The sequence below is a fragment of the Streptosporangium sp. NPDC000239 genome (assembly GCF_040300765.1).
Lineage (GTDB): Bacteria > Actinomycetota > Actinomycetes > Streptosporangiales > Streptosporangiaceae > Streptosporangium.
On record NZ_JBEPEI010000015.1, the window covers coordinates 96,496 to 122,278 of the forward strand.

The 25,783-nt window shown below is 70.1% G+C and carries 27 protein-coding genes; 14 read left to right on the plus strand and 13 right to left on the minus strand.

Annotated elements, in window-relative coordinates; translation table 11 throughout:
* Nucleotides 1–3: 3 nt before the first annotated feature.
* The 3 genes from ABT340_RS30205 to ABT340_RS30215 are packed head-to-tail and all read right to left on the minus strand — an operon-like array spanning nucleotide 4 to nucleotide 2,105.
* Nucleotides 4–720, minus strand: coding sequence for a DUF981 family protein (locus ABT340_RS30205; RefSeq protein WP_352014246.1), 717 nt, complete (start codon nucleotides 718–720; stop codon nucleotides 4–6).
* Between the two features lie 45 nt (nucleotides 721–765).
* Nucleotides 766–1,209: a MarR family winged helix-turn-helix transcriptional regulator gene (locus ABT340_RS30210; protein ID WP_352014247.1), complete on the minus strand. Its 444-nt coding sequence runs from the start codon at nucleotides 1,207–1,209 to the stop codon at nucleotides 766–768.
* A complete protein-coding gene (locus tag ABT340_RS30215) occupies nucleotides 1,206–2,105 on the minus strand; it encodes a LysR family transcriptional regulator (protein WP_352014248.1) in 900 nt (299 codons plus the stop codon). Before ABT340_RS30215 ends, ABT340_RS30210 begins: the two co-directional genes overlap by 4 nt.
* 95 nt (nucleotides 2,106–2,200) lie before the next feature.
* Here ABT340_RS30215 and ABT340_RS30220 point away from each other — a divergent pair, with 95 nt between their 5' ends.
* Complete coding sequence (locus ABT340_RS30220; RefSeq protein WP_352014249.1) at nucleotides 2,201–3,544, plus strand: MFS transporter; 1,344 nt, start codon at nucleotides 2,201–2,203, stop codon at nucleotides 3,542–3,544.
* Here ABT340_RS30220 and ABT340_RS30225 read toward each other — a convergent pair.
* Nucleotides 3,521–3,883, minus strand: a complete 363-nt coding sequence (locus ABT340_RS30225) for a VOC family protein (protein WP_352014250.1) — start codon at nucleotides 3,881–3,883, stop codon at nucleotides 3,521–3,523. The genes ABT340_RS30220 and ABT340_RS30225 overlap by 24 nt on opposite strands.
* A gap of 141 nt (nucleotides 3,884–4,024) precedes the next feature.
* On the opposite strand from ABT340_RS30225, the gene ABT340_RS30230 reads away from it, so the two are divergent.
* Genes ABT340_RS30230 through fahA form a run of 3 tightly spaced genes read left to right on the plus strand, consistent with a single transcriptional unit; the run spans nucleotide 4,025 to nucleotide 7,079 of the window.
* Nucleotides 4,025–5,194 carry a homogentisate 1,2-dioxygenase gene (locus ABT340_RS30230; RefSeq protein WP_352014251.1) on the plus strand — a complete coding sequence of 390 codons (1,170 nt, stop codon included), beginning with the start codon at nucleotides 4,025–4,027 and terminating at the stop codon, nucleotides 5,192–5,194.
* Entirely contained in the window at nucleotides 5,191–5,943 is a 753-nt protein-coding gene (locus ABT340_RS30235; protein WP_352014252.1) for a hypothetical protein, read from the plus strand. The genes ABT340_RS30230 and ABT340_RS30235 overlap by 4 nt, the downstream gene beginning before the upstream one ends.
* Nucleotides 5,943–7,079 (plus strand): fumarylacetoacetase, encoded by a 1,137-nt coding sequence (fahA, locus tag ABT340_RS30240; protein WP_352014253.1) that lies wholly within the window; start codon nucleotides 5,943–5,945, stop codon nucleotides 7,077–7,079. Before ABT340_RS30235 ends, fahA begins: the two co-directional genes overlap by 1 nt.
* Before the next feature lie 86 nt (nucleotides 7,080–7,165).
* On the opposite strand, the gene ABT340_RS30245 is transcribed toward fahA, so the two are convergent.
* Complete coding sequence (locus ABT340_RS30245) at nucleotides 7,166–7,474, minus strand: hypothetical protein (protein WP_352014254.1); 309 nt, start codon at nucleotides 7,472–7,474, stop codon at nucleotides 7,166–7,168.
* Nucleotides 7,475–7,583: 109 nt separating this feature from the next.
* The gene (locus tag ABT340_RS30250) at nucleotides 7,584–9,200 is read right to left on the minus strand and encodes an ABC-F family ATP-binding cassette domain-containing protein (RefSeq protein WP_352014255.1); all 1,617 of its coding nucleotides are present in this window, start codon (nucleotides 9,198–9,200) and stop codon (nucleotides 7,584–7,586) included.
* A gap of 130 nt (nucleotides 9,201–9,330) precedes the next feature.
* Between ABT340_RS30250 and ABT340_RS30255 the strand changes: the two genes are divergently transcribed.
* The 7 genes from ABT340_RS30255 to ABT340_RS30285 all read left to right on the plus strand — a co-directional run bounded on the left by ABT340_RS30255 (nucleotide 9,331) and on the right by ABT340_RS30285 (nucleotide 16,956).
* A complete protein-coding gene (locus ABT340_RS30255; RefSeq protein ID WP_352014256.1) occupies nucleotides 9,331–11,247 on the plus strand; it encodes an ATP-binding protein in 1,917 nt (638 codons plus the stop codon).
* 52 nt (nucleotides 11,248–11,299) lie between these two features.
* Nucleotides 11,300–12,022 carry a TetR/AcrR family transcriptional regulator C-terminal domain-containing protein gene (locus ABT340_RS30260; protein ID WP_352014257.1) on the plus strand — a complete coding sequence of 241 codons (723 nt, stop codon included), beginning with the start codon at nucleotides 11,300–11,302 and terminating at the stop codon, nucleotides 12,020–12,022.
* Between the two features lie 83 nt (nucleotides 12,023–12,105).
* Nucleotides 12,106–12,540 carry an NfeD family protein gene (locus ABT340_RS30265; RefSeq protein ID WP_352014258.1) on the plus strand — a complete coding sequence of 145 codons (435 nt, stop codon included), beginning with the start codon at nucleotides 12,106–12,108 and terminating at the stop codon, nucleotides 12,538–12,540.
* A gap of 176 nt (nucleotides 12,541–12,716) precedes the next feature.
* Complete coding sequence (locus ABT340_RS30270; protein WP_352014259.1) at nucleotides 12,717–13,796, plus strand: SPFH domain-containing protein; 1,080 nt, start codon at nucleotides 12,717–12,719, stop codon at nucleotides 13,794–13,796.
* Nucleotides 13,797–13,948: 152 nt separating this feature from the next.
* Complete coding sequence (gene tdh / locus ABT340_RS30275; protein WP_352014260.1) at nucleotides 13,949–14,977, plus strand: L-threonine 3-dehydrogenase; 1,029 nt, start codon at nucleotides 13,949–13,951, stop codon at nucleotides 14,975–14,977.
* The gene (locus ABT340_RS30280) at nucleotides 14,977–16,149 is read left to right on the plus strand and encodes a glycine C-acetyltransferase (RefSeq protein ID WP_352014261.1); all 1,173 of its coding nucleotides are present in this window, start codon (nucleotides 14,977–14,979) and stop codon (nucleotides 16,147–16,149) included. Before tdh ends, ABT340_RS30280 begins: the two co-directional genes overlap by 1 nt.
* Before the next feature lie 153 nt (nucleotides 16,150–16,302).
* Nucleotides 16,303–16,956 carry a phosphatase PAP2 family protein gene (locus ABT340_RS30285; protein WP_352014262.1) on the plus strand — a complete coding sequence of 218 codons (654 nt, stop codon included), beginning with the start codon at nucleotides 16,303–16,305 and terminating at the stop codon, nucleotides 16,954–16,956.
* A 114-nt stretch (nucleotides 16,957–17,070) separates the two neighbouring features.
* Here ABT340_RS30285 and ABT340_RS30290 read toward each other — a convergent pair whose 3' ends face one another.
* Nucleotides 17,071–17,727 (minus strand): response regulator, encoded by a 657-nt coding sequence (locus ABT340_RS30290; RefSeq protein WP_352014263.1) that lies wholly within the window; start codon nucleotides 17,725–17,727, stop codon nucleotides 17,071–17,073.
* Nucleotides 17,728–17,885: 158 nt separating this feature from the next.
* Nucleotides 17,886–19,592 (minus strand): sensor histidine kinase, encoded by a 1,707-nt coding sequence (locus ABT340_RS30295; RefSeq protein ID WP_352014264.1) that lies wholly within the window; start codon nucleotides 19,590–19,592, stop codon nucleotides 17,886–17,888.
* 128 nt (nucleotides 19,593–19,720) lie between these two features.
* Between ABT340_RS30295 and ABT340_RS30300 the strand changes: the two genes are divergently transcribed.
* Nucleotides 19,721–20,638: a LysR family transcriptional regulator gene (locus tag ABT340_RS30300; protein ID WP_352014265.1), complete on the plus strand. Its 918-nt coding sequence runs from the start codon at nucleotides 19,721–19,723 to the stop codon at nucleotides 20,636–20,638.
* Here the strand turns inward: ABT340_RS30300 and ABT340_RS30305 are convergent.
* The 3 genes from ABT340_RS30305 to ABT340_RS30315 all read right to left on the minus strand — a co-directional run bounded on the left by ABT340_RS30305 (nucleotide 20,625) and on the right by ABT340_RS30315 (nucleotide 23,444).
* Entirely contained in the window at nucleotides 20,625–21,305 is a 681-nt protein-coding gene (locus ABT340_RS30305; protein ID WP_352014266.1) for a hypothetical protein, read from the minus strand. The two genes, ABT340_RS30300 and ABT340_RS30305, sit on opposite strands and share 14 nt — an antisense overlap.
* A gap of 239 nt (nucleotides 21,306–21,544) precedes the next feature.
* A complete protein-coding gene (locus ABT340_RS30310; RefSeq protein ID WP_352014267.1) occupies nucleotides 21,545–22,522 on the minus strand; it encodes an AraC-like ligand-binding domain-containing protein in 978 nt (325 codons plus the stop codon).
* A 442-nt stretch (nucleotides 22,523–22,964) separates the two neighbouring features.
* On the minus strand, nucleotides 22,965–23,444 hold the full coding sequence (locus ABT340_RS30315; protein ID WP_352014268.1) for an ATP-binding protein: 480 nt from the start codon (nucleotides 23,442–23,444) through the stop codon (nucleotides 22,965–22,967).
* Between the two features lie 227 nt (nucleotides 23,445–23,671).
* On the opposite strand from ABT340_RS30315, the gene ABT340_RS30320 reads away from it, so the two are divergent.
* Together ABT340_RS30320 and ABT340_RS30325 are read left to right on the plus strand one after the other, a co-directional pair.
* Nucleotides 23,672–24,550: a helix-turn-helix domain-containing protein gene (locus ABT340_RS30320; RefSeq protein WP_352014269.1), complete on the plus strand. Its 879-nt coding sequence runs from the start codon at nucleotides 23,672–23,674 to the stop codon at nucleotides 24,548–24,550.
* Nucleotides 24,538–24,750, plus strand: coding sequence for a DUF397 domain-containing protein (locus ABT340_RS30325; RefSeq protein ID WP_352014270.1), 213 nt, complete (start codon nucleotides 24,538–24,540; stop codon nucleotides 24,748–24,750). Before ABT340_RS30320 ends, ABT340_RS30325 begins: the two co-directional genes overlap by 13 nt.
* Before the next feature lie 19 nt (nucleotides 24,751–24,769).
* Here ABT340_RS30325 and ABT340_RS30330 read toward each other — a convergent pair whose 3' ends face one another.
* Both ABT340_RS30330 and ABT340_RS30335 read right to left on the minus strand, forming a co-directional pair.
* Nucleotides 24,770–25,057 (minus strand): helix-turn-helix transcriptional regulator, encoded by a 288-nt coding sequence (locus ABT340_RS30330; RefSeq protein WP_352014271.1) that lies wholly within the window; start codon nucleotides 25,055–25,057, stop codon nucleotides 24,770–24,772.
* A 103-nt stretch (nucleotides 25,058–25,160) separates the two neighbouring features.
* Nucleotides 25,161–25,769 carry a TetR/AcrR family transcriptional regulator gene (locus ABT340_RS30335; protein ID WP_352014272.1) on the minus strand — a complete coding sequence of 203 codons (609 nt, stop codon included), beginning with the start codon at nucleotides 25,767–25,769 and terminating at the stop codon, nucleotides 25,161–25,163.
* Between the last annotated feature and the right edge of the window lie 14 nt (nucleotides 25,770–25,783).

Consider the following 25,783-nt stretch of genomic DNA (forward strand, 5'->3'; position numbering starts at 1 on the left):
GGTCTACATGGTGTTGACGATCAGGCCGATGTGGGTGAAGTAGTTCAGCGCCCCGAACAGGGTGAAGGCGATTCCGGCCACCCCCCAGCACACCCCGACGACGGTCGTGAGCCCTCCCCCCTTGGCCCGCAGCGCCAGCGGGAAGAGCACCGCGCCCAGGCCGACCAGGACGTAGAGGCCGGAGATGAACGTCGCCTCAAGCAACGGCATGTCGGCGAAGGCCCCGGAGATGGGCTCCTGGGGCGGGGCGGCGAACAGGGTGTAGGTCCATCCGGCCGCCGCGATGCCGAAGCACCCGAGCCCCATGCCCGCGACGAACAGGGAGACGGGGCCCGCCGTGCGGGCGAGCAGGGCGGGGCGGTCCAGCGCGGCGGCCAGCAGCACGCCCTTGCGCCACAGGTAGAAGGCCGCGAACAACAGCAGCGCCCCGAAGGCCAGTGCGGGCTCCCCGAAGACGATGTTGTCGAAGGGGAAGCCCTGCCCGGCGAGCGGCCAGGTGAGCGTCATGTGCAGGCCGGTCGTCGTGAGGATCAGGCCGAGCACCCCGAAGGCCAGCGCCCAGCCCTCGAAGTGGTCGTTGATCCTGCCGCGCAGCACCTTGTGCCCGAGTGCGACCACCAGGACCAGCCCCACACCCGCCGCGACCGCCATGATCGTGTTGTAGGTGGGCATCCTGGCCCAGTCGATCTTCAGTCCAGGGGCCGCCCCCGCTATCCACATAAGGAACCATTTCCCTATGTAGTCACACCAAAACGGTCAGTAATCTCACGAGGTGCTGTGGACCGTGTAGAGCCGGGCGACCATCTCGTTGAGCAGCTCGCGTTCGGCCGGGTCGAGGGGCGAGAGGAAGTCGGCCTCCACCTCGGTCATCCGTGTCACGGCCTCCTCGACGGCCTGTTTACCCTCCTCGGTCAGCAGGACGAGCTGTTTGCGCCGGTCGGCCGCGCTGCGGGCCCGCCGGGCGTAGCCGAGCCGCTCCAGCTTGTCGATCACCGCGACCATCGTCGTGCGGTCGAGGCCGGACAGTCCGCACAGGTCACGCTGTGACGCCTCCCGGTCGCCGGCGAGGCTCATCACCCGCAGTTCCTTGCCCGTTATCCCCCACCGCCGCAGTTCGTCCTCGACCCGGTCGCGGACGAGACCGCCCAGGCGCAGGAGCAGGTAACCGGTCGCCGAGGAGATCCGCCGCTCCGCGCTCCACGTGCTCACCCGCCCAACCTACGGCCTGGGTCCGCCACGGCGTACAGGACCTCGCGCAGGCCGGGGACGTCCTCCCGGTCGGCGCGCCAGACGAGCCGCAGCGCCAGCGGGGTGGTTTCGACGGCGAGCCGTACGAGGGTGCCCTCGTCGAGCTGGGCGGAGACCGCGAAGTCGGGCAGCAGGGTGACGCCGAGACCGCGTTCGGCCCAGGCGCGCATGACGGAGACCCCGCCCGCCCTGACCCGGCGCATGTCCTGCCCGAACAGGCGCTCCCCGGCCAGCCAGAACGAGCAGGCGGGCACGTTGACCAGCAGGTCCTGGCCGCGCAGGTCCCGTCTGGTCACCTCTCGCCTCCCGGACAGCGGGTGCCCCGGGGCGGCGACGAGCACGAGCCGTACGGTCTCCAGGTCGAGGAAGTCGAGCGGCGCCGACGGCAGGCCGAAGCCGAGCCCGCCGAGCCCCTCCCCCGCGTCCAGCAGCAGCGCCGCGTCCAGGTCACCCTCGGCGACGCCGGCCAGCAGCCGGTCCCTGGCGGCGTCGGAGCTCACCTCGACCCGCAGTTCGGGGCGCCGCACGGCCAGCCGGGTGAGGATCGCGGGCACGTGGGTCGCGGCGATGGTCTCCAGCGCGCCCAGACGCAGCTCCCGCCCGCCTCCGACGACGTCGAGTCTGGCCTGTTCGGCCTGGTCGAGGAGTCGCCGCGCCCACGACCGCATGCGCTCGCCGGCCGGGGTCAGGCCCATCCCCCTGGGCCCGCGTTCGAACAGCGCCACTCCCAGGGACCTCTCCAGCACGCGGATCTGCGCCGAGACTGAGGAGGGCGCGTTGCCGAGCGCGTTGGCGGCGTCGGTGACGGTCCCGTGCCTGGCGACCGCCTCGAAGACCTGTAACTGGCGAAGCTCCATGTCGGGCGAACCCCCGGCGAGCGTTCGGATATTCCGAACGGAGCCTGCGTTCTCTCCGGTGGAGCCGTACGGCCCGGCCCACGACAGTGACCCGCATGACCATCGGTTCCGCCAGGCGTTCCCTGGCGTTGTTCGGCATCTCCCTCGGCTACTTCACGGTCCTGCTCGACATGACCGTGCTCTCGGTGGCCGAACCTGATCTGGCACGCTCGCTCGGCGGCTCGGTCGCGGGCCTGCAGTGGGCCGTGTCCGGCTACACCGTCGTGTTCGGCGCCCTGTTGCTGTCCGCGGGGGCGATCAGCGACAGGTTCGGCGCGCACCGGGTCTTCCGGGCGGGCGTCGCCTTCTTCGGGGTCGGCTCGCTGCTGAGCGCGCTGTCACCCGACCTGTGGACGCTGGTGGCGGCGCGGGCGCTGCTCGGCGCCGCGGCGGCGGCCTGCGTGCCCGCCTCCATGGCGATGATCAGCACGCTCTACCCGGTTCCCGCCGAACGCGCCAGGGCACTGTCGGTGTGGGCGGCCGTCAGCGGGGCCGCGCTTGCCGCCGGGCCGATCGCCGGAGGGCTGCTGGTCGGCCTGTCCGGCTGGCGGGCCGTGTTCCTGATCAACGTCCCGCTGGCGGCGGCCGTACTGGCGCTGACGGCGGGGCGCGCGGTGCGCTGCCCGCGCGGCGACCGCGGGATCGGCTGGCCCGCCCAGCTCGCGGTCTGCGTGGCCCTCGGGCTGGGCACCGACGCGCTCATCGCGCTCGGCTCGGGCGAGCCGGTCCACGCGCTGGGGTCCGGTGCCGCCGCCGTCGCCGCCGGGGTGGCCTTCGCGGCGCTTGAGAGGCGCGGCACCGAGCCGGTCCTGGCGCCCGCCGTACTGCGGGCCCCCGGTATGACGCCCGCGCTGCTGGCCGGTGCTGCGGTCAACTTCACGATGGCCGGGGTGTTGTTCGTGCTGCCGTTGCTCTTCCAGCGGACCCTGGAGCTGTCCCCGCTCGAAACCGGGGTGGCCTTCCTGCCGATGACGCTGCCGTTCGCCGTCAACCCGCTGGTCACCGGCAGGATCGTCGCCAGGTCGGGGCCGCGCGGGCCGGTGACCGCAGGCCTGGCCCTGCTGACCGCGGGCGGTGTGATCTTCGCGGTCGCGGTCACGACCGGGTCGGCCTACCCGCTCCTGGTCGCCGGTCTGCTCTGCACCGGTTTCGGGGTCTCCTTCGCGCTGCCCGCGCTGGTCACCACGGTCGTCGCGGCGGCCCCCACCGGTACGGCCGGCACCGCGGGCGGCCTGCTCAACGCGGCCAGGCAGGTCGGCGCCACCCTCGGTGTCGCCGTGATGGGCGCCCTGCTCACCCCGGCCCCCGCCGGCACGGCCCGCGCCCTCCTGGTACCCGCCCTGCTCTGCGCGGTCGCCGCGCTCACCCTCGGGCGTTCACGGACGCCCTCCCTCAGGTGAGAGGAACTCCAGGCGGTTGCCGTGCGGGTCGGCGCTGTGGAAGCGGCGCATCCCCGGGAAGTCGTCGGCGAAGTCGACCGGGTAACCGGCCTCGCCCAGACGCCGGGCCCAGTGGTCGAGATCCTCGACCATGAGGCCGGGGTGCGCCTTGCGGGCCGGGCGGAAGTCGGCCTCGACGCCCAGGTGGAGTTCGATGCCGTGCCCCCTGAACCAGCATCCGCCACGGGCCGCGAGGAGAGGAGGCTTGGGGATCTCGGTCAGGCCGAGCACCCCCTCGTAGAAGTCGCGGGACAGTTGCTCGCTCCCGGGAGGACAGGCGAGCTGCACGTGGTGAATCATCACAACCCCCTAAGTATCTCGACATCAAGATACTTCACCTCGACACGGGAGTCCATGTTTGACATCGGCTCACCCGTTGACGGAAGGTTGTACGTATAAAGGACAACAATGTCCGATAAACGGACGAGCTTGGAGAAGCGGATGCCGTACTACCGCGTCGTGGGTGAGATTCCCCGCAAGCGACACGTGCAGTTCCGGCGGCCCGACGGCGGGCTGTACGCCGAGGAGCTGATGGGTGAGGAGGGCTTCTCCAGCGACTCCTCACTTCTCTACCACCGGTACCTGCCCACGGCGATCATCAAGGCGGAGGCGGTCGAGGCCTCCCCCTCCGCCACGCTCACCCCCAACCTTCCGCTCTCCCCCAGGCACTTCCGCACCCAGGACCTCCCGACCGGCGGTGACCTGGTCTCCGGGCGCGGCCTGCTGGCGGGCAACGCCGACGTCCGCATGTCGTACGCCGCGACCGAGGCCCCCAGCGAGCTGTACCGCAACTCCATGGGCGACGAGTGCGTCTACATCGCCTCGGGACGGGTCACGTTCGAGTCCACCTACGGCGCGCTCGAAGCCGGGGAGGGCGACTACGTCGTCGTGCCGACCGGGACGATCCACCGCTGGGTCCCCCAGGGTCGCGTCACGGCCTTCGTCATCGAGGCCGCCGGGCACATCAGGCCGCCCAAGCGCTACCTGTCGAAGTACGGCCAGTTCCTCGAACACGCCCCCTACTCCGAGCGCGACCTGCGCACCCCGCAGGAGCCGATGCTCGCCGAGGGCGAGGAGGTCCCGGTGCTGGTCCGCACGCGCGGCGGGCTGACCCGGCTCGTCTACCGCAACCACCCCTTCGACGTGGTCGGCTGGGACGGCTGCCTGTACCCCTACGCCTTCAACATCAGCGACTTCGAACCCGTCGTGAAGCGCACCCACGCCCCGCCGCCGGTGCACCAGACCTTCGAGGGACCGAACTTCGTGGTCTGCTCGTTCTGCCCCCGGCCCCTCGACTTCCACCCCGAGGCCATCCCGATCCCCTACAACCACCACAACGTGGACTCCGACGAGCTGATGTTCTACGCGGGCGGCGACTACACCGCGCGCAAGGGCTCGGGCATCGACGTCGGCTCGATCTCGCTGCACCCCGCCGGGTTCACCCACGGCCCCCAGCCCGGTGCCGTCGAGGCCTCCGTCGAGGCCGTACGGCAGGGCCACACGCAGACGAGCGAACTGGCCGTGATGGTGGACACCTTCCGGCCCCTCGACCTCGGCTCGACCGGCCTGTCGGTCGAGGACCCCGCCTACGCCTGGACGTGGGCCCGATGACGCTCTTCGACGCCCTGGTCGACGACGCCGGGCTCTTCCCGCCGACCGCGCTGCCCATGGCCAGGGCCCTGGCCAGGCACCGGGCGGACCTCGCGGCGGGCAGCCCGGTGCTGACCCACCGTTTCCTGTGCGCGGCCAGCCGGATCGGCGAGCTGCGCGAGCACCTGGACCACCCGATCAGGCTCGGTCTCGTCCTGGACACCCCCGACCTGCCGCCGCTCGACGGTCTCGACGTCGAACTGGTCGAGGTCCCCGGAAGGGTCGTGGACCTCGGTGACCTCAAGGCCCGGCTGTTCGTCGAGGTCACCCCGGCCCAGCTGCCCTTCGACCCGCCACAGGGGGTGGGGCTCAAGGTCAGGTGCGGCGGGACGGTCGCCACTGCCTTCCCCTCCGCCCAGGATCTGGGCGCGTTCATCTCCCACTGCGTCGAACGCGGCATCCCGTTCAAGGCCACGGCCGGGCTGCACAACGCGGTGCGCCACTTCGACCCGGCGCTCGGCGTCGACCGGCACGGCTTCCTCAACCTGGTCCTGGCGGTCTGCGCCGCCGTCGACGGCCGTGACCCGGCCGCCGTGCTGGGCTCGACGGACGTGGGCGAGCTGGTACGGCTGGCCCGCGAGGTCTCCGAGGACGTCGCGACCCGCGCCAGGCAGCTGCTGGTCTCCTACGGTTCGTGCAGCACCAGCACGCCGATCGAGGACCTGCGAGCCTTGGGGCTCATCGAGAACGCAGTAGAGGAGAACGTGTGATGTCCTGGGGTGTCGAACACCTGCCCTACGGGGTCTTCTCCCGGCACGAGGGGGAGACCCCGCGCGTCGGGGTGCGCTACGGCGAGCACGTCGTGGATCTCGCCGGAGTCCTGCACGACGAGGTGTTCGCCACCGGCTCGCTCAACGCCTTCATGGCCAGGGGCTCGGCCGCGTGGCGGGACACCAGGACGGTGCTCCAGAACAAGCTGCGCACCGACCCCGGCGCCGTCGAGGCGCACCTGGTCCCGCTCGACCAGGTCAGGCTGCACCTGCCGTTCGAGGTGGCCGACTACGTCGACTTCTACTGCTCGCTCGAACACGCCTCCAACCTGGGCCGGATGTTCCGGCCGAACGAGGAGCCGCTGAAGCCGAACTGGCGCCACCTGCCCGTCGGCTACCACGGCAGGGCGGGAACCGTCGTCGTCTCCGGCACCCCGGTCGTCAGGCCGTCGGGACAGCGTGGCGCGGGGGTGTTCGGGCCGTCGGCGAAGCTGGACATCGAGGCGGAGCTGGGGTTCGTCGTCGGCACGCCGACCGCCCTCGGCGAGCGGTCGGGCCGGTTCGCCGACCACGTCTTCGGGGTGACGCTGGTCAACGACTGGAGCGCCAGGGACATCCAGGCCTGGGAGTACGTCCCGCTCGGCCCCTTCCTCGGCAAGTCCTTCGCCACCTCGGTCTCCCCGTGGATCACGCCGCTGGACGCGCTGTCGGAGGCGCGGACCCCCGGTGTCACGCAGGACCCCGAGCCGCTTGACTACCTGCGCAGGGACGAGCCGTGGGGGCTGGACCTGACGCTGGAGGTCGCGCTGAACGGGGAGGTCGTCTCGCGACCGCCGTACCGGGGGATGTACTGGACGCCCGACCAGATGCTCGCCCACATGACGGTCAACGGCGCGAGCCTGCGCACCGGCGACCTGTACGCCAGCGGCACGGTCTCCGGCGCCGACCCCGACCAGCGGGGATCGCTGATCGAGCTGACCTGGAACGGCACGGAACCGCTCAAGCTGCCCGACGGCTCGTCGAAGACCTTCCTTGAGGACGGCGACACGGTCACGATCACCGCGACGGCCCCCGGCCCCGGCGGCACCGTGATCACCCTCGGCGAGGTCTCCGGCACCGTCCTGCCCGCCCGCTGAGTCGCTCCTGGTTCGAGGGACGGGTCAGCGGATCCGTCCCTCGAACCACACCGGCTCCGACGAGCACGGCACGGGCATCAGCCGGGTCAGTGTACGAACTTCACGCTCTCGAACCGGGTGTCCGTCGAGCTTCCCGGGGAGAGTTCCTTGATGACCCTGCCGTGGCAGCTGTTTCCCTCGTACAGCAGCGCGTCACGGTTGGTCTTGTTGGTGGCCCCGGCGGAGTAACCGACGCCGTAGCAGAGGTTGTCCTTCGGCGTGAGCAAGGAGTTCGGGAGTCCGGCGGAGGTGTACTCGAAGGTTCCGGACGCGGCGGAGGCCAGGCCCGGGGTGGCCAGGACGAGTGCGGCACAGGCGGCAAGAGCGCCCAGAGTAGTGGACATTGCACGTCGCAAGCTGATCACTCCTTGTTGTTGACTGGCCACAAAGAGTAATTGAAGGGGGGTCGAGAAACCAGGAGCCTCCACTTCCGGAGGCCCGGCCGAGCCGTCCGAGGGGCCGGGTTCAGCGGACCCGTCCCTCATCCCACACCGGCTCCGCCGACTCGCGGACCCGCCCGTCCGCGCCGAAGACCAGGTAGCGGTCGAAGTCGTCGGCGAACCAGCGGTCGTGGGTGACGGCCAGCACGGTCCCGTCGAAGGCGTCGAGCCCCTCCTGAAGCGCCTCGGCACTGGCCAGGTCGAGGTTGTCGGTCGGCTCGTCGAGCAGCAGCAGGGTCGCCCCCGACAGTTCGAGCAGCAGGATCTGCAGCCTGGCCTGCTGCCCGCCGGAGAGCGTCTCGAACGGCCTGGCACCCGCCGGAGCCAGTTCGTAGCGGGCGAGGGCGGCCATGGCCTCGTTCAGGGTCAGCGCGTGCCCGGTGGTGATCAGTTCCGCGGGCGTACGGCCGTAGAGGTCGGGACGGACGTCGGTCTGGGTGAAATGCCCGGGAACGACCCGCGCCCCCAGCCGCACCGTCCCCGTGTGGCGCACGGAGGGGGTCGCCCCGTCCGCCGCCTGGGCCAGGAGCCTGAGGAAGTGGGACTTGCCCGACCCGTTCGAACCCAGGACGGCCACGCGCTCGCCGTACCAGATCTCGGTGTCGAAGGACCGCATCAGGCCGGTCAGTTCGAGGTTCTCGCACAGGACCGCCCGTTTGCCGGTGCGTCCGCCCCGCAGTCTCATCCGGATGTTCTGCGCCCTGGGCGCCGCCTCCGGTGGCCCCGCCTCCTCGAACCTGACGAGCCGCGTGCGGGCGGCCCGGTAGGCGGAGGCGAGCGCGTCGTTGGCGGTCGCGCCCTGCCGCAGGGTGTGCACGGTGTGCCTGAGCCTGGCGTGCTCCTCGTCCCAGCGGCGGCGCAGTTCGTCGAGCCGCTCGACCCGGGCGGAACGCCCCTGGGCGTAGGTGGCGAACCCGCCGCCGTGCACCCAGACCCGGCGCGACTCGACGGTGACGACCCGGTCGGTGACGGTGGCCAGCAGCCGCCGGTCGTGCGAGACGAGCAGGACGGTCTTGGCGGTCTCCAGCAGGCGCCGTTCCAGCCACTGCTTGGCCGGGACGTCCAGGTAGTTGTCCGGCTCGTCGAGCAGCAGGACCTGGTCGGGACCGCGCAGCAGCGCCTCAAGGACGAGCCTTTTCTGCTCGCCGCCCGACAGGGTGTTCACCGGCCGGTCGCGAAGCTCCTCGTACGGCACGCCGACGGCCTCCGTCGCGCAGGTGTCCCAGACGACCTCCATGTCGTAGCCGCCCGCGTCGCCGTAGTCGGCGAGCGCCTGCGCGTAGCCGAGCTGGGCGGGCTCGTCGTTCCGCGCGGCCAGTACGGCCTCGGCGTCCCGCAGGGTGGCGACGGCCATACGGATCGGGTCGGGGGCGACGGACAGCAGGAGGTCGCCCACCGTCCTGTCGTCCCCGACCCCACCGATGAACTGTCGCATCACCCCCAGGCCACCCGAGTGGACCACCCGCCCGGAGTCGGGCCGCAGGTCACCGGCGACCAGCTTCAACAGCGTGGTCTTCCCCGCCCCGTTGGGGCCGACGAGCCCGGCCTTGACGCCCTCACCGACCCGGAAGGACACCTCGTCGAGCAGCACCCGCCCATCCGGCAACCGATACCCGACCCGCTCAACCTCGACATGCCCCACGACCCCTCCTCCCCCCTAGACCAACGATCGAGTCACTGGACCGTTGATCCAGTGGTCGATCACCATACTAGACTCCTCCGGCTCGGTGATCTTTCGCCTGATCTCACACGCTGTCTGGGATAGTGACCGTGTGCGTACGGTTCACATCGAGGCCAAACCCGACCATCTGTTGCGCCTGGCCAAGCAGAGGGACCCGATCGGCGCGGTCGCGGAGATGGTCTGGAACGCGCTGGACGCGGAGGCGAGTCTCGTCAGCATCGATCTTGAGCTCAACGAACTGAACGGCGTGGAGTCGGTCCGCGTCACCGACAACGGTCACGGCATGCCGAACGCCTCCTGTGCGAACTACTTCGGCGGCCTGGGCGGGTCCTGGAAGACCACCGCCAAGGTCTCCCCCGAACTGAAGCGCGGGCTGCACGGGCACAGCGGGCAGGGCAGGCTCCGTGCATTCGCGCTCGGTGAGCAGGTCCGCTGGATCAGCGTCGCGAAAGCGGTGGACGGTCGGACCGAGCGAACGGTGATCAGCGGAGCGGTCGACCGGCCCGCCGACTTCGAGATCTCCGAACCGGAGACCGTCGAGGAGTCGTGCGGGACGCGGGTTGAGGCGTCGGTTCCCGCCGATTTCGTCACCCGTCTCACCCACGAGGACACCGCCCAGCAACTGGCCTCGACCTTCGCTCCTTTCCTCGCGGCCAACCCCGACGTGCGGATCGTCTACCAGGGCACGCTCCTCGATCCGGCCATGGTGTGGACGGACACGGCCGAATACACGGTGCCCTGGTCGGAGGACGTCCACCCCGCACCGGTACTGCGTGTCATCGAATGGCCCAAGGACGTCGGGCGAGTGCTCGCCCTCTGCGACGCCAGCGGCGTCGTCCTGGACGAGCTCTCTCCCGGCATCCAGGCGCCCGGCTACCACTTCACGGCGTATTTGCTGTGGGACGGCTTCGTCGAGCGCCGGGGTGATCTGCCACTGGCGGAGATGGACGAGATCGGTCCTCTTCTCGCGCTTGCGCGGGAGAGCCTGCGCGCGCACGTCAAAAGGCGTGAGCAGGAACGCCGCGCCAGGCTCATCCACGAGTGGAAGTCCGAGGGGGTCTATCCGTACGCGGAGGAGCCCGCGGAACCGGCCCAGGCGGTCGAACGCGAGATGTTCGACGAGGTGGCCACCAGGATCTCCCGGCGCCTGCCCGGCGCGACGCAGAGCAAGAGAACCACTCTGCGACTCCTCCGGGAGATCATCGCCCGTGACCCGAGCGGGCTCTACCCGGTGCTGGACGAACTGTTCCGGCTGCCCCAGTCGGAACAGGAGGAGCTCCGGCGAATCCTCCAGCGGACGAGCCTCTCCGAGGTGATCAAGGCGACCGGGCAGGTCAGCGACCGGCTCGACTTCCTGGCCGCCCTGAAGAAGCTGGTCTTCGAGCCGGAGATCAGCCGGACCGTCAGGGAACGGAGCGAGTTGCACAGGATCCTGGAGCGTGAGACCTGGATCTTCGGCGACGCCTACGCGCTGATGGTCAGCGACCAGAGCCTGGACGCCGTACTGACACGCCACCTTGAGGAACTGGGCCGTGGCTCGGAGGTCGGCGGGGCGACGCCTGTCCGCCGCGAGGACGGCAGGACGGGCATCGTCGATCTCCTGCTCGGACGCGCGCACCGTGGCAGCACGGGACGGGAACACCTCGTGGTCGAGCTCAAGGCCCCCAGGGTCAGGATCGGGCAGAGCGAGGTCGCCCAGATCAAGAGTTACGCCGAGGCGATCGTCAGCGACCCCCAGTTCCGCGACGCCCGTGTCTCATGGGACTTCTGGGTCGTCTCAACCGAGATGACGGACATCGTCAGACGGGACGCCAGCGCCCCGGACCGACCGCCGGGCTGCATCGCCGAGTGGGGAGGCGGTGTCCGCATCTGGGCGCGCACCTGGAGCGAGATCATCGACGACTGCGAGGCTCGGCTCCACTTCTACCGTGAACGGCTGAACCACGATCCAGCCGCGGAACACGCGATGGAATACCTCCGGCGGGTGCACGGACAGGCGGCTCCGTAAGAGACCGGACCAACGATCTAGCAACCGGACCGTCGATACTAAACTCGGTCGTGTGGACGACGAAGAGGTGAGGGCATCCCGTACGGCTCGGCAGGGGGCCGGGGAGGTGTGGTTCCGGCCGGCGCGGGCCAGGAGGGAGGCTCCTCCGCTCAGCAGGGAGCGCATCGTGACCGAGGCGGTCGCGCTGCTGGACGAGGAGGGGGCGGAGCGGCTGACCATGCGGCGGCTCGCCGAGCGCCTCGGCACCGGCTCGACCACGCTGTACTGGCACGTCAGGACCAAGGACGACGTGCTCGACCTCGCCCTCGACGCGATCTTCGGCGACGTCGGGCTGCCCTCGGGCGGCGGGGCGGACCGGTGGCGCGCGGACGTCACGGCCCTGATCGGCGGGTGGCGTGCCGCGCTGCTACGCCATCCCTGGTCGGCGGCCCTGCTCGGCCGCCCCCTCATGGGGCCGAACGTCCTGGACCGCGCCGAGTTCCTGCACGCCACACTGGTCGCCGCGGGCTTCACCGAACCACACCTGTCCGCCGCGGCGTACGGCCTGTCCAACTACGTCATCGGCTCGGCGCTGATGCAGGCCACCTGGCTCGCACGGGATGAGAGGGCGGCGCGGGAGGCGGCCGAGGAGCACCTGCGGACGCGTCGTGAGCGTTACCCCACCCTCGCCGAGTACGGCCCGCCGATCGGCAAGGACTGGGACACGGCCTTCACCATCGGACTTGACTTCCTGCTCGACGGCATCGAGACGCGGCGAAACACCCCCGCGGAATGACTACCGGGTTTCAAATATCGGCATACCGTAGGGAAGGGAACCTCCTGGACATCCGAGCCGTTCATTATTAAGGAGGGCCGGAGATGGATTACTGGGTCATCTGGTTGATTCTCGCGGTGGCGCTCGGCGTCGCTGAGATCTTCACGCTGACCACCGCCCTCGGGCTGCTCGGCGGCGCCGCGCTGATCACCTCCGTCACCGCCGCCCTCGGCCTGCCGCTTCCCCTTCAGTTCCTGGTGTTCGCGGTCACCACGGTGGCGGGAATGGTCGTGGTACGGCCCATCGCCAGACGCCACCTCAAACCGCCGCCCGCCGACAGACGGTTCGGCGTCCAGGCCCTGGTCGGCAAGTCCGCCTACGCCCTGAGCGAGGTGACCGGCAGGGACGGCCGGGTCAGGATCGGCGGCGAGGAATGGTCCGCGAGAGCGTACGACGAGACGCTGGTGATCCCGGCGGGAGCCGTCGTCGACGTCATCGAGATCGAGGGCGCCACAGCGCTCGTCTATCCCCGGGATTGACATCCTCCCGCCACGAAGCGGGGGACTCCACGAAAAGGAGGTCACATTGAGGTTCACGGTTCTCAGGCCCGCCCGGCGGCGAGCCTCCCCGCGCGACAACGGCATGCCCTGCCGTTCCAGCCTCCCTTCCCGCCCCGAAGGACGAGACCTCCAACTCGTAGACGACAGGTGACCACATGGACCCGCTGCTGATCGCCGGACTGCTCGTCGTGCTGTTCGCCGTGTTCACGGTGTTGCGCGCGGTGCGCATCGTCCCCCAGTCCCGGGCACGCAACGTGGAGCGGCTCGGCCGCTACCAGACCACGCTCAAGCCCGGCCTGAACTTCGTGATCCCCTACATCGACCGCGTCTACCCGATGATCGACCTGCGCGAGCAGGTGGTCTCCTTCCGTCCGCAGCCGGTGATCACCGAGGACAACCTCGTCGTCGAGATCGACACCGTGCTGTACTTCCAGGTGACCGACCCGAGGGCGGCCGCCTACGAGATCGCCGACTACATCCAGGCCGTCGAGCAGCTCACGGTCACCACCCTGCGCAACGTCGTCGGCTCACTCGATCTGGAGATGACGCTCACCTCCCGCGACACGATCAACAGCCAGTTGCGCGGCGTGCTGGACGAGGCGACCGGCAAGTGGGGCATCAGGGTGAACCGGGTCGAGATCAAGGCGATCGATCCGCCCAAGACCATCAAGGAGGCGATGGAGAAGCAGATGCGCGCCGAACGGGACAAGCGCGCCGCGATCCTCACCGCCGAGGGGCAGCGCCAGTCCCAGATCCTCACCGCCGAGGGTGACAAGCAGAGCGCGATCCTGCGCGCCGAGGGTGAGCGCAGCGCCGCGATCCTCAAGGCCCAGGGCCAGTCCCAGGCGATCGACGAGGTCTTCCAGGCCGTCCACCGCAACGACCCCGACCCCAAGCTGCTGGCCTACCAGTACCTCCAGGTGCTGCCCGAGCTGGCCAAGGGCCAGGGCAACACGTTCTGGGTGATTCCCAGCGAGGTCACCTCCGCGCTCCAGGGTGTGTCGAAGGCCTTCACCGAGTCGCTGCCCCGGTCGAGCGCGACCAGGGAGACCCCCGCGATCGACGAGGCCGCCAAGGAGGCGACCGAGAGGGAGACCGCCCAGGCCGAGCAGGCCGCCGCGGAGGCGGTCGCCGAGGCCGCGGAGAGCGACATCGGCCCCCGCCAGATCGGCCCCGGCGCGCCTGCGATGCCCGACCCCCTGGAGACGAGGAACCGGGACAGAGCCGAACGCTAGATCCCTGGAAGATCCCCTCGGTCGCGGAGGAAAAGCCCAGCTCGGCACAAGCATGAAGCAATGCTGTGGGACGGGTTAAGAAAACCGCGATGGACACCTCAAGAACCGGCCCGGCACAGTGCGTAGGGTCGGAAGCTGAGGGGGGATCTTCTATGAAAGCGCTGGTCAAGGAGAGGGCGGAGCCCGGACTTCGGCTGGCCGATGTGCCCGAGCCGGTCATGGGCGCGGGTGAGGTGCTGATCAGGGTGCTGCGTACCGGCATCTGCGGCACCGACCTGCACATCCGTGATTTCGACGCCTGGGCAAGGCACACCCTGCGGCCCCCGCTGATCGTCGGGCACGAGTTCTGCGGCGAGGTCGTCGAGGTGGCGCCCGGCGTCGAGGACGTCGCGGTCGGCGACCTGGTCAGCGGGGAGGGGCACCTGGTCTGCGGCAAGTGCCGTAACTGCATGGCCGGGCGGCGGCACCTGTGCCGCAACACGGTCGGCCTCGGGGTCAACCGTGACGGCGCCTTCGCCGAGTACCTGACGCTTCCCGCGTCCAACGTCTGGGTGCACAGGACCCCGGTCGACCCGGACGTGGCGGCGATCTTCGATCCGTTCGGCAACGCCGTACACACCGCGTTGACCTTCCCGATGGTCGGCGAGGACGTGCTGATCACCGGGGCCGGGCCGATCGGGCTGATGGCCGCCGCGGTCGCCACGCACATCGGGGCCCGCAACGTGGTCGTCACCGACGTCAGCCCCGAACGGCTGGAGCTGGCGGGCAAGCTGGGGGTGAACCTGGCGCTGAACGTGGCGGAACGTTCCATCGCGGACGGCATGCACGAACTGGGCCTGCGCGAGGGCTTCGACGTCGGCCTGGAGATGTCCGGGAACCCGAGGGCGCTCCGTGACATGATCGCCAACATGACGCACGGCGGCAGGATCGCCATGCTCGGCCTGCCCGCCGAGGAGTTCGCGGTCGACTTCTCGACCGTCGTCACCTCGATGCTCACCATCAAGGGCATCTACGGCAGAGAGATGTACGAGACGTGGTACTCCATGTCGGTTCTCCTGGAGAAGGGGCTTGACCTGTCCCCCGTCATCACCGACCGCTTCTCCCACCGCGACTTCGACGCGGCCTTCGACACCGCGGCGAGTGGCAAGACCGGAAAAGTCATCATGGATTGGACCGCCTGATGTTCGACAACGTCCGCGCCGACCTGCGTGACACCCTCGACGAGATCGCCGCCGCCGGGCTGCTCAAGCCCGAGCGGGTCATCACCACCCCCCAGCGGGCGGACATCGCCGTCGCCGGAGGCGGCGAGGTGCTGAACTTCTGCGCCAACAACTACCTCGGCCTGGCCGACCACCCCGAAGTGGTCAACGCGGCCAGGGAGGCACTCGACCGCTGGGGCTTCGGCATGGCCTCGGTGCGTTTCATCTGCGGCACCCAGGAGGTGCACAAGCAGCTTGAGGCACGGCTGGCCGACTTCCTCGGCCAGGAGGACACGGTCCTGTACAGCTCCTGTTTCGACGCCAACGGCGGGGTCTTCGAGACGCTGCTCGACGAACGGGACGCGGTGATCTCCGACGCGCTCAACCACGCGAGCATCATCGACGGCATCCGATTGAGCAAGGCCCGCCGCCTGCGCTACGCCAACCGTGACATGGCCGACCTCGAAGCCAGGCTCAAGGAGGCCTCGGACGCCCGGCGCAGGCTGGTCGTCACCGACGGTGTGTTCTCCATGGACGGCTACGTCGCGCCGCTGCGTGAGATCTGCGAGCTGGCCGAGCGGTACGAGGCCATGGTGATGGTCGACGACTCGCACGCGGTCGGCTTCGTCGGCGCCGGCGGCCGGGGCACCCCCGAGCTGCACGGCGTCATGGACCGCGTGGACATCATCACCGGCACCCTCGGCAAGGCGCTCGGCGGCGCCAGCGGCGGCTACGTCTCGGCGCGCAGGGAGATCTGCGAGCTGCTGCGCCAGCGGTCCCGCCCCTACCTGTTCTCCAACTCGCTCGCCCCGGCCATCGCCGCCGCCTCGTTGCGCGTCCTCGACCTGATCAGCACCTCCGACGACGCCCGGGTACGGCTGCGCGCCAACACCGAGCGGTTCCGTACCCGGATGACCGAGGCCGGGTTCGACCTGCTGCCCGGCGACCACCCCATCGTCCCGGTCATGATCGGCGACGCGGCCGAGGCGGGCGCCATGGCCGAGCGGCTACTCGAACAGGGCGTCTACGTGATCGGCTTCTCCTACCCCGTCGTACCGCACGGCAAGGCCCGCATCCGGGTCCAGTTGTCCGCGGCCCACTCGCTCGACGACGTGGACCGTGCCGTGGAGGCGTTCGTCGCGGCCAGGAGGTGACCTCTCCCGGCCCTGACGGTTGACCGACGGTTGCCGCAAGCTCCTGACGGTTGACGAAAGTCAACGCACACCGGCGACGATCGGCGGCTGTGTGCCATATCCCCTGATTCCTACCTTCGTAAGGTCGTTGACCAGGGGATATGCGGAGGGGCCATGGATGACGGACTGTATCGGGACGTCGTGGAACTCGCGGCGAGAACGCCGGAGTGGTTTCGGGGGCTGGCGGAGACGGGCACCGACGGGATGCTCGTGGTGTTCGCCGTGCTGTACCTGTGGGCGTGGTGGCGGGCCAGGAGAGGCTCCGCCGGGATGATGGCGCTGGCGCTGCTCGGCCCGGTGGGTACGGTGGCCGCCTACGTGGTCAGCGAGGTCGTCAAGGTGGTGCTGCGGGAGGATCGGCCGTGCCGGGCGCTGCGTGGGGTGTCCACGATCGTGCCGTGCCCGCCGTACGGGGACTGGTCCCTGCCGAGCAACCACGCGACGCTCGCGGCCGGAGCGGCGGCCGGGCTGGTGCTCGCCTGGCGGGCGCTGGCGCCGTACGTGGTGGTGCTGGCGCTGCTGGGCGGGGCGTCACGGGTTTTCGTCGGCGCGCACTATCCGCATGACGTGGTGGTGGGGCTGCTGCTCGGCGGGGTGCTGGCGCCGGTCGTGGTGCTCGCGCTCAGCGGTCCCGCGACCGCGCTGGTCGAACGGCTGCGCGGACTGGCGGCGCTGCGCCCGCTGCTGCTCGCCCCCGGCGGTCTCACACCTGAGGCTCACTCCGGCCCGGGTCGCTCCCGCTCGCGGGCCGCCCGCCGTACCGGATGACCACACCCGAGGCCCGCTTCCCGCTGGGGTCGCCACCACCCAGCCGGTGGTCACGCTTCCGGCCCGGGTCGCCCACACCCGGCCGGATGATCACGCTTCCGACCTGGGTCGCTCTCACTCGCGGCGCACCAGCCGGGCGTCGTGGGCGACGACCGCGGCCTGGACTCGGTTGCGCACGCCCAGGCGGCCCAGGATCGTGCTGGTGTAGGTCTTGACGCTGCCCTCGGCCAGGTGGAGACGGCGGGCGATCTCCGCGTTGGACAGCCCGGCGCCGATCAGCGCGAGCACCTCCCGTTCACGGTTGGTCAGCACCGCGACCCGGTCACGGGCCTGCGCCGTCCTGGACAGGTCGTCACCGGTCAGCTCCCTGATGACCCGGGCCGCCACGCTGGGTGAGAGGTAGGCGCCGCCCCCGGCCACCGCCCGAACCCCGAGCAGGAACTCCCTCGGGTCTCCGGTCTTGAGCAGGAAGCCGGTGGCGCCGTCGGCGAGGGCGCGGGAGACGTAGGAGTCCTTGCTGAACGTGGTCATGATCAGCACCGCCGTCGCGGGTGCCACGGCACGCAGTTCGGCGGTGGCGGCCAGGCCGTCCAGGCGCGGCATGCGGATGTCGACCAGCGCCACGTCCGGCCGGTGGGCACGCACCGCCTCGACCAGCTCCCGCCCGTCGGCGGCCTCGGCGACCACCTCGATCTCCGGATCGGCCGACAGGATCATCCGCACCCCGGCGCGGACCACCGCCTCGTCGTCGGCCAGCACCACTCGCACCACCGTCGTCCCCCTCTCACCCGGCCCTGTCGAACTCTCGTACGAGAACCCGTGGGCCTCTTCACCTCACATGACCCCGCGGAACCCCCGTTCGAGCCCACGAACATCACACGTGTCCCCGCAGGACCCTCACGCGGCCCTGCGGAACCCTCGCGTGGCTTCTACGGGCTCCGGTTCGCGGGCAGGAAATCCTTGCTCACCAGGCGCCCGCCCGCGAAACACAGCCGGAACAGCTCACGGTGCGAGGCGTCGAAGGGGTTGGCGTGGGTGCCGTAGTAACGGCAGTCCGCCCCCCGTGGCCTGGCCGGTTCGCCGGGCACCGGCCCGTCGATGCGGGAACGGCCGGGCAGCACCCGCGCCACGGCCGTCTGGTCCTGGCCGGGACGCAGTCGCTGGAAATCTTCGGGGGTCAGCACCGAGGACGCGGCGTCGTAGATCATGAAGGCCACCACCACCAGGGTGACCACCGTGACGGCGGTGACGGCGGTGGCGACCGCGGTGACGCGCGTGCGGCGTGCCCTGAGCCGTGCCCTGGCCAGATGGGTCGCCGAGACCGAGACCGGCCCCGGCTCGGCGATCTGTCCCGGTGCGTGGGGCAGGCGCGCGCTCAGCTCGAACCCCTCGCCGGGTTCCCCGGCCGGTTCGATGCCCGCTCCCTCTCTGGGCTCCCGGCCGGCTCCTCTCCCGAGCCCCGCGCCCCTTGCCGGCTCCCCGAACCTCCCGAACCCCTCGCTCTTCGGCCCCGCCCGCAGGGAGCCGCCGCACAGCCGGACCCGCTCCCTGAGCCCTTCGAGCCCGTGTCCACCGGACGCGCGGTCCTGGGGGCGGCGTGCCGGACCCGTGGTCACCGTGACCACGGTCTCCGTGGCCAGGTGCTCGACCGCCACGATGACCGGGGCACCGGGGGCGTGCTTGGCGGAGTTGGTCAGGCCCTCCTGCACCACCCGCCGCAACGCCCGCTCGGCCATGGCCGACGGGAGAGAGCCGCCGGAGAGAGGGCCGCCTGGGGGAGGGCCGTCCGGGCGGGAGCCGTTGGGAAGGGGGCCGTCACCCATGGTCCTCAGCTCGACCCGCATGCCCGCGGCCCGAGCCCGCTCGACCAGCTCGGGGACGCCCTCCTCCTGGGCGGTCCCGGTGTCGTGGTGCAGCATGTCCACGATCTCCTGCAGCCGCTCCGAGGCGGCCGTGACCGCCCTGCGCGCCTCGCCCGCCGCCAGCCGGTAGCGCTCGTCGAGGCCGGGAGCCACCTCAAGCCCACCGATCCGCAGCGCGACCAGCCCGAGTTCGTGCCCGAGCAGGTCGTGCATGTCACCGGCGATGCGGGTGCGCTCGCGGGCCCTGGCCTGCTCGGCGATGAGCCGCTGGGCGCGTTCGAGCTCCTCGGCCCGTTCCCAGCCCTCCCTCGCCAACAGTAGGTACTGCCTGCGGGCGCGTCCCGCCAGCCACGGCACGACCGCGCCCAGCACGGCGCCCGAGACCGCGACGAACCCGGCTCCCGCGTCGCTGACCAGCGGTGTCACCGTCCCCGCCAGGACCAGCAGCCCGCCGAGCGCGGCCACCGCCTGACCGGCCCTGTCCATCCGGACCCCGGCGAGGTAGGCGAACACCGCCATCGCCGCCAGCACCGTGAACGGGTTGCCGCGTGTCGCCTCGACCAGCCACAGCCCCGACCCCAGCAGCATCGCCGCCAGCGGCCGGGCACGGCCGAGCGCCACCCCGGCGCCGATCACCGCCAGGCAGGTGAACGCCCCCCACCACGCGAGGGGATGGGCCGTCCTTGAGGTGAACCCGGCCAGCAGCACCGGCACGGCCAACGACGCCCACAGCAGCACCGCCGTGAGCGTCTTTCCCCCTGTCCCCGTAGCCATCCCGGCAACGTTATCCACCCCCGGAGGGTGCTCCCATCGCCGAAAGTCAACCTGTGGATAACCTCCAGCGGGCCGGAAACAACCCCTGTTTGTACCCGTCTGTAAATAATTCCGGCGAAAATGGGCAGGTGATAGACACGCGACGGCTCAGGACCCTGCGCGCGGTGGCCGACCACCGGACGGTCACCGCCGCTGCCGCCGCGCTGCACCTCACCCCCTCGGCCGTCTCCCAGCAGCTCATCGCCCTCGAACACGAGGTCGGCCACCGGCTGCTGGAACGCGACGGCCGGGGCGTACGACTGACCGCCGTCGGCCGCATCCTGCTGGGTCACGCCAACGAGGTGCTCGCCCAGCTGGAACGGGCGGACGCCGACATCGCCGCCTACACCGCGGGCACGGCCGGGGAGGTGACGGTGGCCTCCTTCGCCACCGCCATCGGCCTGCTCGTCGCCCCGGCCGTCGGCAGGCTCAAGGACAAGGAGCCCGGCATCCGGGTGCGCGTCCTGGACGCGGAGGGGGACCAGAGCCTCACCATGGTCCTGGACGGCGCGGTCGATCTCGCGGTCGCGGTCGAGTACCGGGGTGCCCCTGCGGAGACCGACCGCAGGCTCTCACGCATCCCGCTCTACTCGGAGCCGTTCGACGTGGTCCTGCCCCGCGAGCACCCGCTGGCGGGGCAGGAGGTGACGGTGGCCGACCTGCACGGCGAGACCTGGATCGGCCCCTACCCCGGCAACCCCTGCCACGACGTGATCGCGCTGGCCTGTGAGCACGCGGGTTTCACCCCCGAGTTCGCGCACTCCTCGGACGATTTCAGCGCCGTCGTGGCGCTGGCCGCCGCCGGGGCGGGGGTGGCGATGGTGCCGCGCCTGGCGCTGCGCGGCCCCGACCTGTCGGGGGTGGCGGTCCGCCCGGTCTCGGGCCCCGAACGCCGTGTCTTCGCCGCCGTACGGCGAGGCGCGGAGCACCACCCCCTGCTCGTCCCCCTTCTGGACGCCCTACGGGACGTCGCGACGGAGCCGGGTCACCCCGCTAGCAGTTCCTGACGCTGTGCACAGGGGTCCAGTCGCCGCTGCTGTCCCTGCTGTGGGCCGGCGGGGTGGTGTAGATGAGTTTGCCGCTCTTGTTGTACATCCGCGCTCTCGTGCCCTTCGTCTGGTTGTTGTCCCAGGACCCGTTGCCGACGAGGGAGATGGGGTATCTGCCGCAGCTGTACATGTCGATCGTGGTGCCCCTGAAACCGGGCTCCCGCCAGGCGCAGAAGTGTCCGTAGGCCGCCTTGCCGCCGGCGCAACCACTGGCGGAGACGAGCCCGGCCTCGGGGGACAGGTCACGGGGGGCGTCCTCTTCGGGGAGGGCGATGAACACGTCCGCCTTCCCGTCGACGACGACCTTGTTGAGAGCCACCTGTCTGCCTCCCAGCGTGGACAGGTAGAGATTCGCGCTGTTCTGCAGTGTGGTGATCTGTTCCTCGGTCAGCCCCGCGGCTCTGCCCTGCTCGGCGAAGGCCGCCTGCGCCTCGGGCGGGGTCGCGTTCGCGAAGTTCTCTGGCGGGGTCACGCTCTTGGAGTCTCCGGAAGGAGTCACGTTCGTGGGATCGTCGGGCGAGGTCGTGGCCCCTGCCCCCTGGGCGGTGAGGAACAGAGCCAGCGCGGCGCCCGACAGCACGGCCAGGGGCCGCGCCGTACGCCTTGCCGATGTGATGGCACGCATGGACAGTCGTCCTTTCGTTGGTGGAGAGGTTGCGACGCCTTCCGCGGAAGGTCCCCGGCCGTCTTCCTAAGGCGCTCTTCACGGCCGCGTTCGGGGATCTCACCGATGCGGGTGTGGCGTGACACGGGAGGCAGGAGACCGTTGGGCCGGTCGTCCGTGGTGCCCGCCGCAGGACAAGAGTGAACCGCGTGCGCTTCTGACGGCATTGCGTCTACGCGCCAGGTCGTTATCCGTGAGTGTCAGGCCCGTGCGCGACCGGAGATGTGCAGGCGCCGGTACGCCTGGGGGGTGATGCCGTAGGCGGTGCGGAAGGCGCGGGTGAAATGAGCGGCGTCGGTGAGTCCCCACCGGGCCGCGACCGCGTGGGCCGGTCTGCCTTCGAGCTGGGGATTGGCCAGGTCACGGCGGCAGTGGTCCAGCCGTAGAGCGCGGATCCAGGCGGCGACCGTGCGTTCCTCGGTCAGGAAGAGCCGGTGCAGGGCCCGGACGGAGATGTTGTGCGCCGCGGCGATGGTCTCCGGCGAAAGCGCGGGATCGGCCAGCCGCCGATGGATGAAGGCGTGTATCCGCGCCAGCAGCACGCGTTGCCTGGTGTCGGGAGGGGGCGTCGTGCCCTTCTCCCCGGCGAGCAGCATCGTCAGCAGATCGAGCACGGTCACGCCGAGACGGGTGGCCTCCCCGTGCTGGAACCGGTCGGCGTCGGTGACGAGACGGCCGAGGAATCCCAGGAGTAACGCGCCAACCCCCTCCCTGCTGGAGAAGACCCAGGGGGTGCACCGTTCGGACATGGTTTCGGGCAGGTGAAGCATCGTGCGGGGGACCATGGCGAAGATGCCCTGGATCGTGCTCTCGTCGTCGCCCGTCGTCAGTACGGAGTACGGGTTCCAGCTGTTGTAGACCACGATGTTCGACGGGCCCATGGCGACGTGCTCGCGACCCTGCACCACCGCGCCGTGGCCACGGAGGGGAATCGCTACCTGGAGTAGTTCCGGTTCGGACTGCCGGATGTGTTTCATAGTGCGATGCGTCCATATATCCGAGCAACTGACCTTGGAGATGTGGACGGCACCGAAATCCATGCTGCGCATCTCCCCGTGGAAGTCGGCGGGAGACTCGCTGACGACCTCCAGCGGCAGCAGCGTCTGGGAGACCAGATGCCGCCAGTATTCGAACCGCTCGGCGGGCGCGACACCATCAGTGTGAATCACAGTGCGCACTGTCGTCCTCCTTATGAGGTCACTGATTTTCCTACCGTTCGTGTCCGTGCTGACCGGAACCGGAGGCCGCTCACCGCGGCCCTACAACCCCCTTTTTTCAGGATATTTCGTCATTCGTGAATTAACGCGAGGCTTGCACAAAACGTCATTATCATTCCGACCGAAACACCCTCTCGGCCGACCGGGACCGTACGGGCGATCGAACCCATTCTCCATTCACACCCATTCACCGCGTCCCGGCTCTCCGGCCCTCGGCACACGCCCGTTTCCTTTCCACCGGCGGTTCGCCGTCCGGTTTCGGAAGGCGAACACCGGACGACGGGTACGGCGAAGGCGGCGCGCGTGGAGGCGATCGGAGAACGGGGGAACCGCCAAGCCGGAATTCCGTTCCGGCCGGGAATGCCGTCGCACTCCAGGAGATACGGCGACCGCCGCACTCGGGCTAGGAGGGAAAGGCGGGCCCGCCCACCTCGGGAAGGCCGAGGGATTTCGGCGGGTCGAAAAAGTCCTCAAGCCCGGGGAAAGGGTCCCGTGGGATCGCGGGGATCTCGCACCAGACCGTACGGCCCCGCTCAAGGGAGCGGCAGCCCCAAGTCCCGCCGGAGAGCAGCCCGACGAGGACCAGGCCGCGTCCCCTCTCCGACAGGAGGGAGCTCTCCGGCGACGCCATGGGACAGCCCTGATCCACGACCTCGATCCGCAGCAGGTCACCCAGCGCGAGCAGTCGCAGCGTCAGCGAGCTGTCCCCCGGCTCGCCGCCCGCGTGCAGCACGGCGTCGGTGACCAGTTCCGACACGGCGAGCCGGACGTTCTCGTAGGCGGGATGGTCCGCCCCCAGCCATTCACGGACTTCGTCGCGCGCCCGTGAAGCGGACTCTGGGTGATCGGGAAAGCTGGTTTCGCTGTTTTTCTCCGGTCTCATGGGACGCCTTCCCCAGCCGAATTGGGCTGGATTTCCGTTTCACTCGGTTCGTTGACCAAGGCGCCGTCCTGCTCCAGGGCGGCACTCATACGGTCGCAAAGCCATGAGCCGAGGGGGTCATAAAGCCGTTCGCATTGCCTTCACAGTTCCGCGAACGCCTGCCGAACCTCCTAAATCCACCTACACAATGGCCTGGTACCGATCCGCGAAGCCGAGAGGAGCTGCAGATGGTCGTCCCCCCGGAACAGGAGCAGGAACAGGAGTCGGCAGCAGAACCGACAGACCCCATCGATCCCCACATTTCCCCGCGAATTAGATTCGGGACAGAACTTCGCAAATTCCGCCTCGCCGCGGGGTTCAGCCAGCGAGAACTCGGCAACGTCATCCATCTGTCGGTCAGCCAGCTCAGCATGATCGAGAACGGCCACCGCGCACCGACCCTGGCCCTGGCCAGGAGGGTGGACAAGGCCCTCAACATCGGCACGACCCTCGCCGGCCTGCTCGACCGGCTGAACCGGGCCGAGGCCCAGCTCCCCCGCTGGTTCCGGCCCTGGCTGGAGTTCGAGCGCGAGGCCGAGACCCTGCGCATATGGGAGGCCCTGATCGTGCCCGGCCTGCTGCAGACCGAGGACTACGCGCGGGCCATCCTGAGCCGCAAGCCCGGCGCCACCACCGAGCAGGTCGAGGACAAGGTGACGGCCAGGATGGAACGGCAGGAGATCCTGAAGCGACGGATGCCGCCGATGCTGTGGATCGTGTTGGACGAGGGCGTGCTGTACCGCCCCATCGCCGACCCCGAGGTGATGCGGGGGCAGTGCGAGCGACTGCTTGAGGCCGGGGAGCAACTGCGCGTATCCCTACAGATCCTTCCCTACACCGCGCGGAACGTGCTTGGCTTGCTGGGAAGCTTCACCCTGGCGGACCTGCCGAGGGAGACCTGTCCAGTGGCCTACATCGACTCGCAGAGCCTGGACGACCGTGTCACCGACCGGGCGACCGACATGAAGAACCTGGCGTTCCGCTACGAGGCGATCCGCGCCGACGCCCTCCCCCGGCGCGAGTCCCTCAACCTGATCAAGGAGACGATGCGCAGATGGACGACCTGACCAGGCACCTCTCCACCGCCCGTTGGCACAAGTCCAGCCTGTCCGGTGACGACGGGAGCAACTGCGTGGAGGTCGCCGCCCTGCCCGGCGGGCACCACGCCCTCCGCGACACCAAGAACCGCACCGGCCCCGCTCTCATCCTCACCCCGGCCGCATGGACCAACCTCGTCGGCGTCCTCAAGGCCGACGCCCTCGGCTGAACCGGCTTTCACTGGCCCCTCAGGCGGCGGGTGCCCGAGGGGCCAGACGAATCTCAAGCTCGGCGTCCAGCGCGCGGGCCAGCCGGTCCAGGATCGGCAGCGTGGGGATGCTCACTCCCGCCTCGAAGCGGGCCACCGCCGTCCGGGTCATCCTGGCCGCGCGGGCCAGGTCGTCCTGACTCCAGCCCCGCTCCTCACGCATCGCGCGGACGACCTTGCCCAGCTCGTAGGCGAGACGCGCCGCCTCGTAGACCTCGGCTGCGTCCGGCTCGTTCATCCGGCGCCCCCTGAGCTCCCGTCGGCTCACGTCGCCTCCCCTCTCCCACGGTTCGTTATAACTCCTCGCGTTTACCCAAACACAAAAAGTAAGACTCTTCCATCGATATCGAGGTCCCACCAGACTTCGTGGGTCAGCCCCGGGGGCGTAGGCCGTTCAGGGCGGTTTCCACGAGGTTGTCGGCGTATTCGGGGGTCAGTGGGCCCGTGCGCTGGAGCCAGCGGTTGAGCAGGGGGCCCCAGAGCACGTCCACGGCCAGGTCGAGGTCGAGGTCCCCGGCCAGTTGCCCGGCCCGCTGGGCGACCGCGAGCCTTCGCTTCTTGATCTCCCTCATCGGCTCGTCGAGTCGTTCGCGGTAGACGGCGGCCAGGCCGGGATCGTGCGCGATCTCGGTGGTGAGCGCGCGCATCGGCTCGTCGTAGCGCGGATCGCTCAGCTCCGCGACCGTGGCGCGCATGACCGTCTTGAGGTCGGCCTCCAGGTCACCGGTGTCGGGCAGCGCGGCCTCGCCTTCCTCCCCCTCGCCGAGCGCGAGGAAGGCGTCGAAGAGCACCGCCCCCTTCGACGGCCACCAGCGGTAGATCGTCTGCTTGCCGACCCCGGCCCGCGCGGCGATGCCCTCGATGCTCAGCTTGGCGTATCCGACCTCGCCGACCAGGTCGAAGGCCGCGGTGAGGATGGCCCGGCGGGAGGCGTCGCTGCGCCGGGAGGAGTTGGGCGTGCTCTGACGTCGCGTGGTCACGCGCCCAACCTAGC

Excerpts from the sequence above, each read along its gene's own strand:
- ABT340_RS30205 (WP_352014246.1), bottom strand. The coding sequence starts at position 720 with ATGTGGATAGCGGGGGCGGCCCCTGGACTGAAGATCGACTGGGCCAGG.
- ABT340_RS30215 (WP_352014248.1), bottom strand. The coding sequence starts at position 2,105 with ATGGAGCTTCGCCAGTTACAGGTCTTCGAGGCGGTCGCCAGGCACGGG.
- ABT340_RS30220 (WP_352014249.1), top strand. The coding sequence starts at position 2,201 with ATGACCATCGGTTCCGCCAGGCGTTCCCTGGCGTTGTTCGGCATCTCC.
- ABT340_RS30225 (WP_352014250.1), bottom strand. The coding sequence starts at position 3,883 with ATGATTCACCACGTGCAGCTCGCCTGTCCTCCCGGGAGCGAGCAACTG.
- ABT340_RS30230 (WP_352014251.1), top strand. The coding sequence starts at position 4,025 with ATGCCGTACTACCGCGTCGTGGGTGAGATTCCCCGCAAGCGACACGTG.
- ABT340_RS30235 (WP_352014252.1), top strand. The coding sequence starts at position 5,191 with ATGACGCTCTTCGACGCCCTGGTCGACGACGCCGGGCTCTTCCCGCCG.
- fahA (WP_352014253.1), top strand. The coding sequence starts at position 5,943 with ATGTCCTGGGGTGTCGAACACCTGCCCTACGGGGTCTTCTCCCGGCAC.
- ABT340_RS30265 (WP_352014258.1), top strand. The coding sequence starts at position 12,106 with ATGGATTACTGGGTCATCTGGTTGATTCTCGCGGTGGCGCTCGGCGTC.
- ABT340_RS30270 (WP_352014259.1), top strand. The coding sequence starts at position 12,717 with ATGGACCCGCTGCTGATCGCCGGACTGCTCGTCGTGCTGTTCGCCGTG.
- tdh (WP_352014260.1), top strand. The coding sequence starts at position 13,949 with ATGAAAGCGCTGGTCAAGGAGAGGGCGGAGCCCGGACTTCGGCTGGCC.
- ABT340_RS30280 (WP_352014261.1), top strand. The coding sequence starts at position 14,977 with ATGTTCGACAACGTCCGCGCCGACCTGCGTGACACCCTCGACGAGATC.
- ABT340_RS30285 (WP_352014262.1), top strand. The coding sequence starts at position 16,303 with ATGGATGACGGACTGTATCGGGACGTCGTGGAACTCGCGGCGAGAACG.
- ABT340_RS30295 (WP_352014264.1), bottom strand. The coding sequence starts at position 19,592 with ATGGCTACGGGGACAGGGGGAAAGACGCTCACGGCGGTGCTGCTGTGG.
- ABT340_RS30305 (WP_352014266.1), bottom strand. The coding sequence starts at position 21,305 with ATGCGTGCCATCACATCGGCAAGGCGTACGGCGCGGCCCCTGGCCGTG.
- ABT340_RS30315 (WP_352014268.1), bottom strand. The coding sequence starts at position 23,444 with ATGAGACCGGAGAAAAACAGCGAAACCAGCTTTCCCGATCACCCAGAG.
- ABT340_RS30320 (WP_352014269.1), top strand. The coding sequence starts at position 23,672 with ATGGTCGTCCCCCCGGAACAGGAGCAGGAACAGGAGTCGGCAGCAGAA.
- ABT340_RS30325 (WP_352014270.1), top strand. The coding sequence starts at position 24,538 with ATGGACGACCTGACCAGGCACCTCTCCACCGCCCGTTGGCACAAGTCC.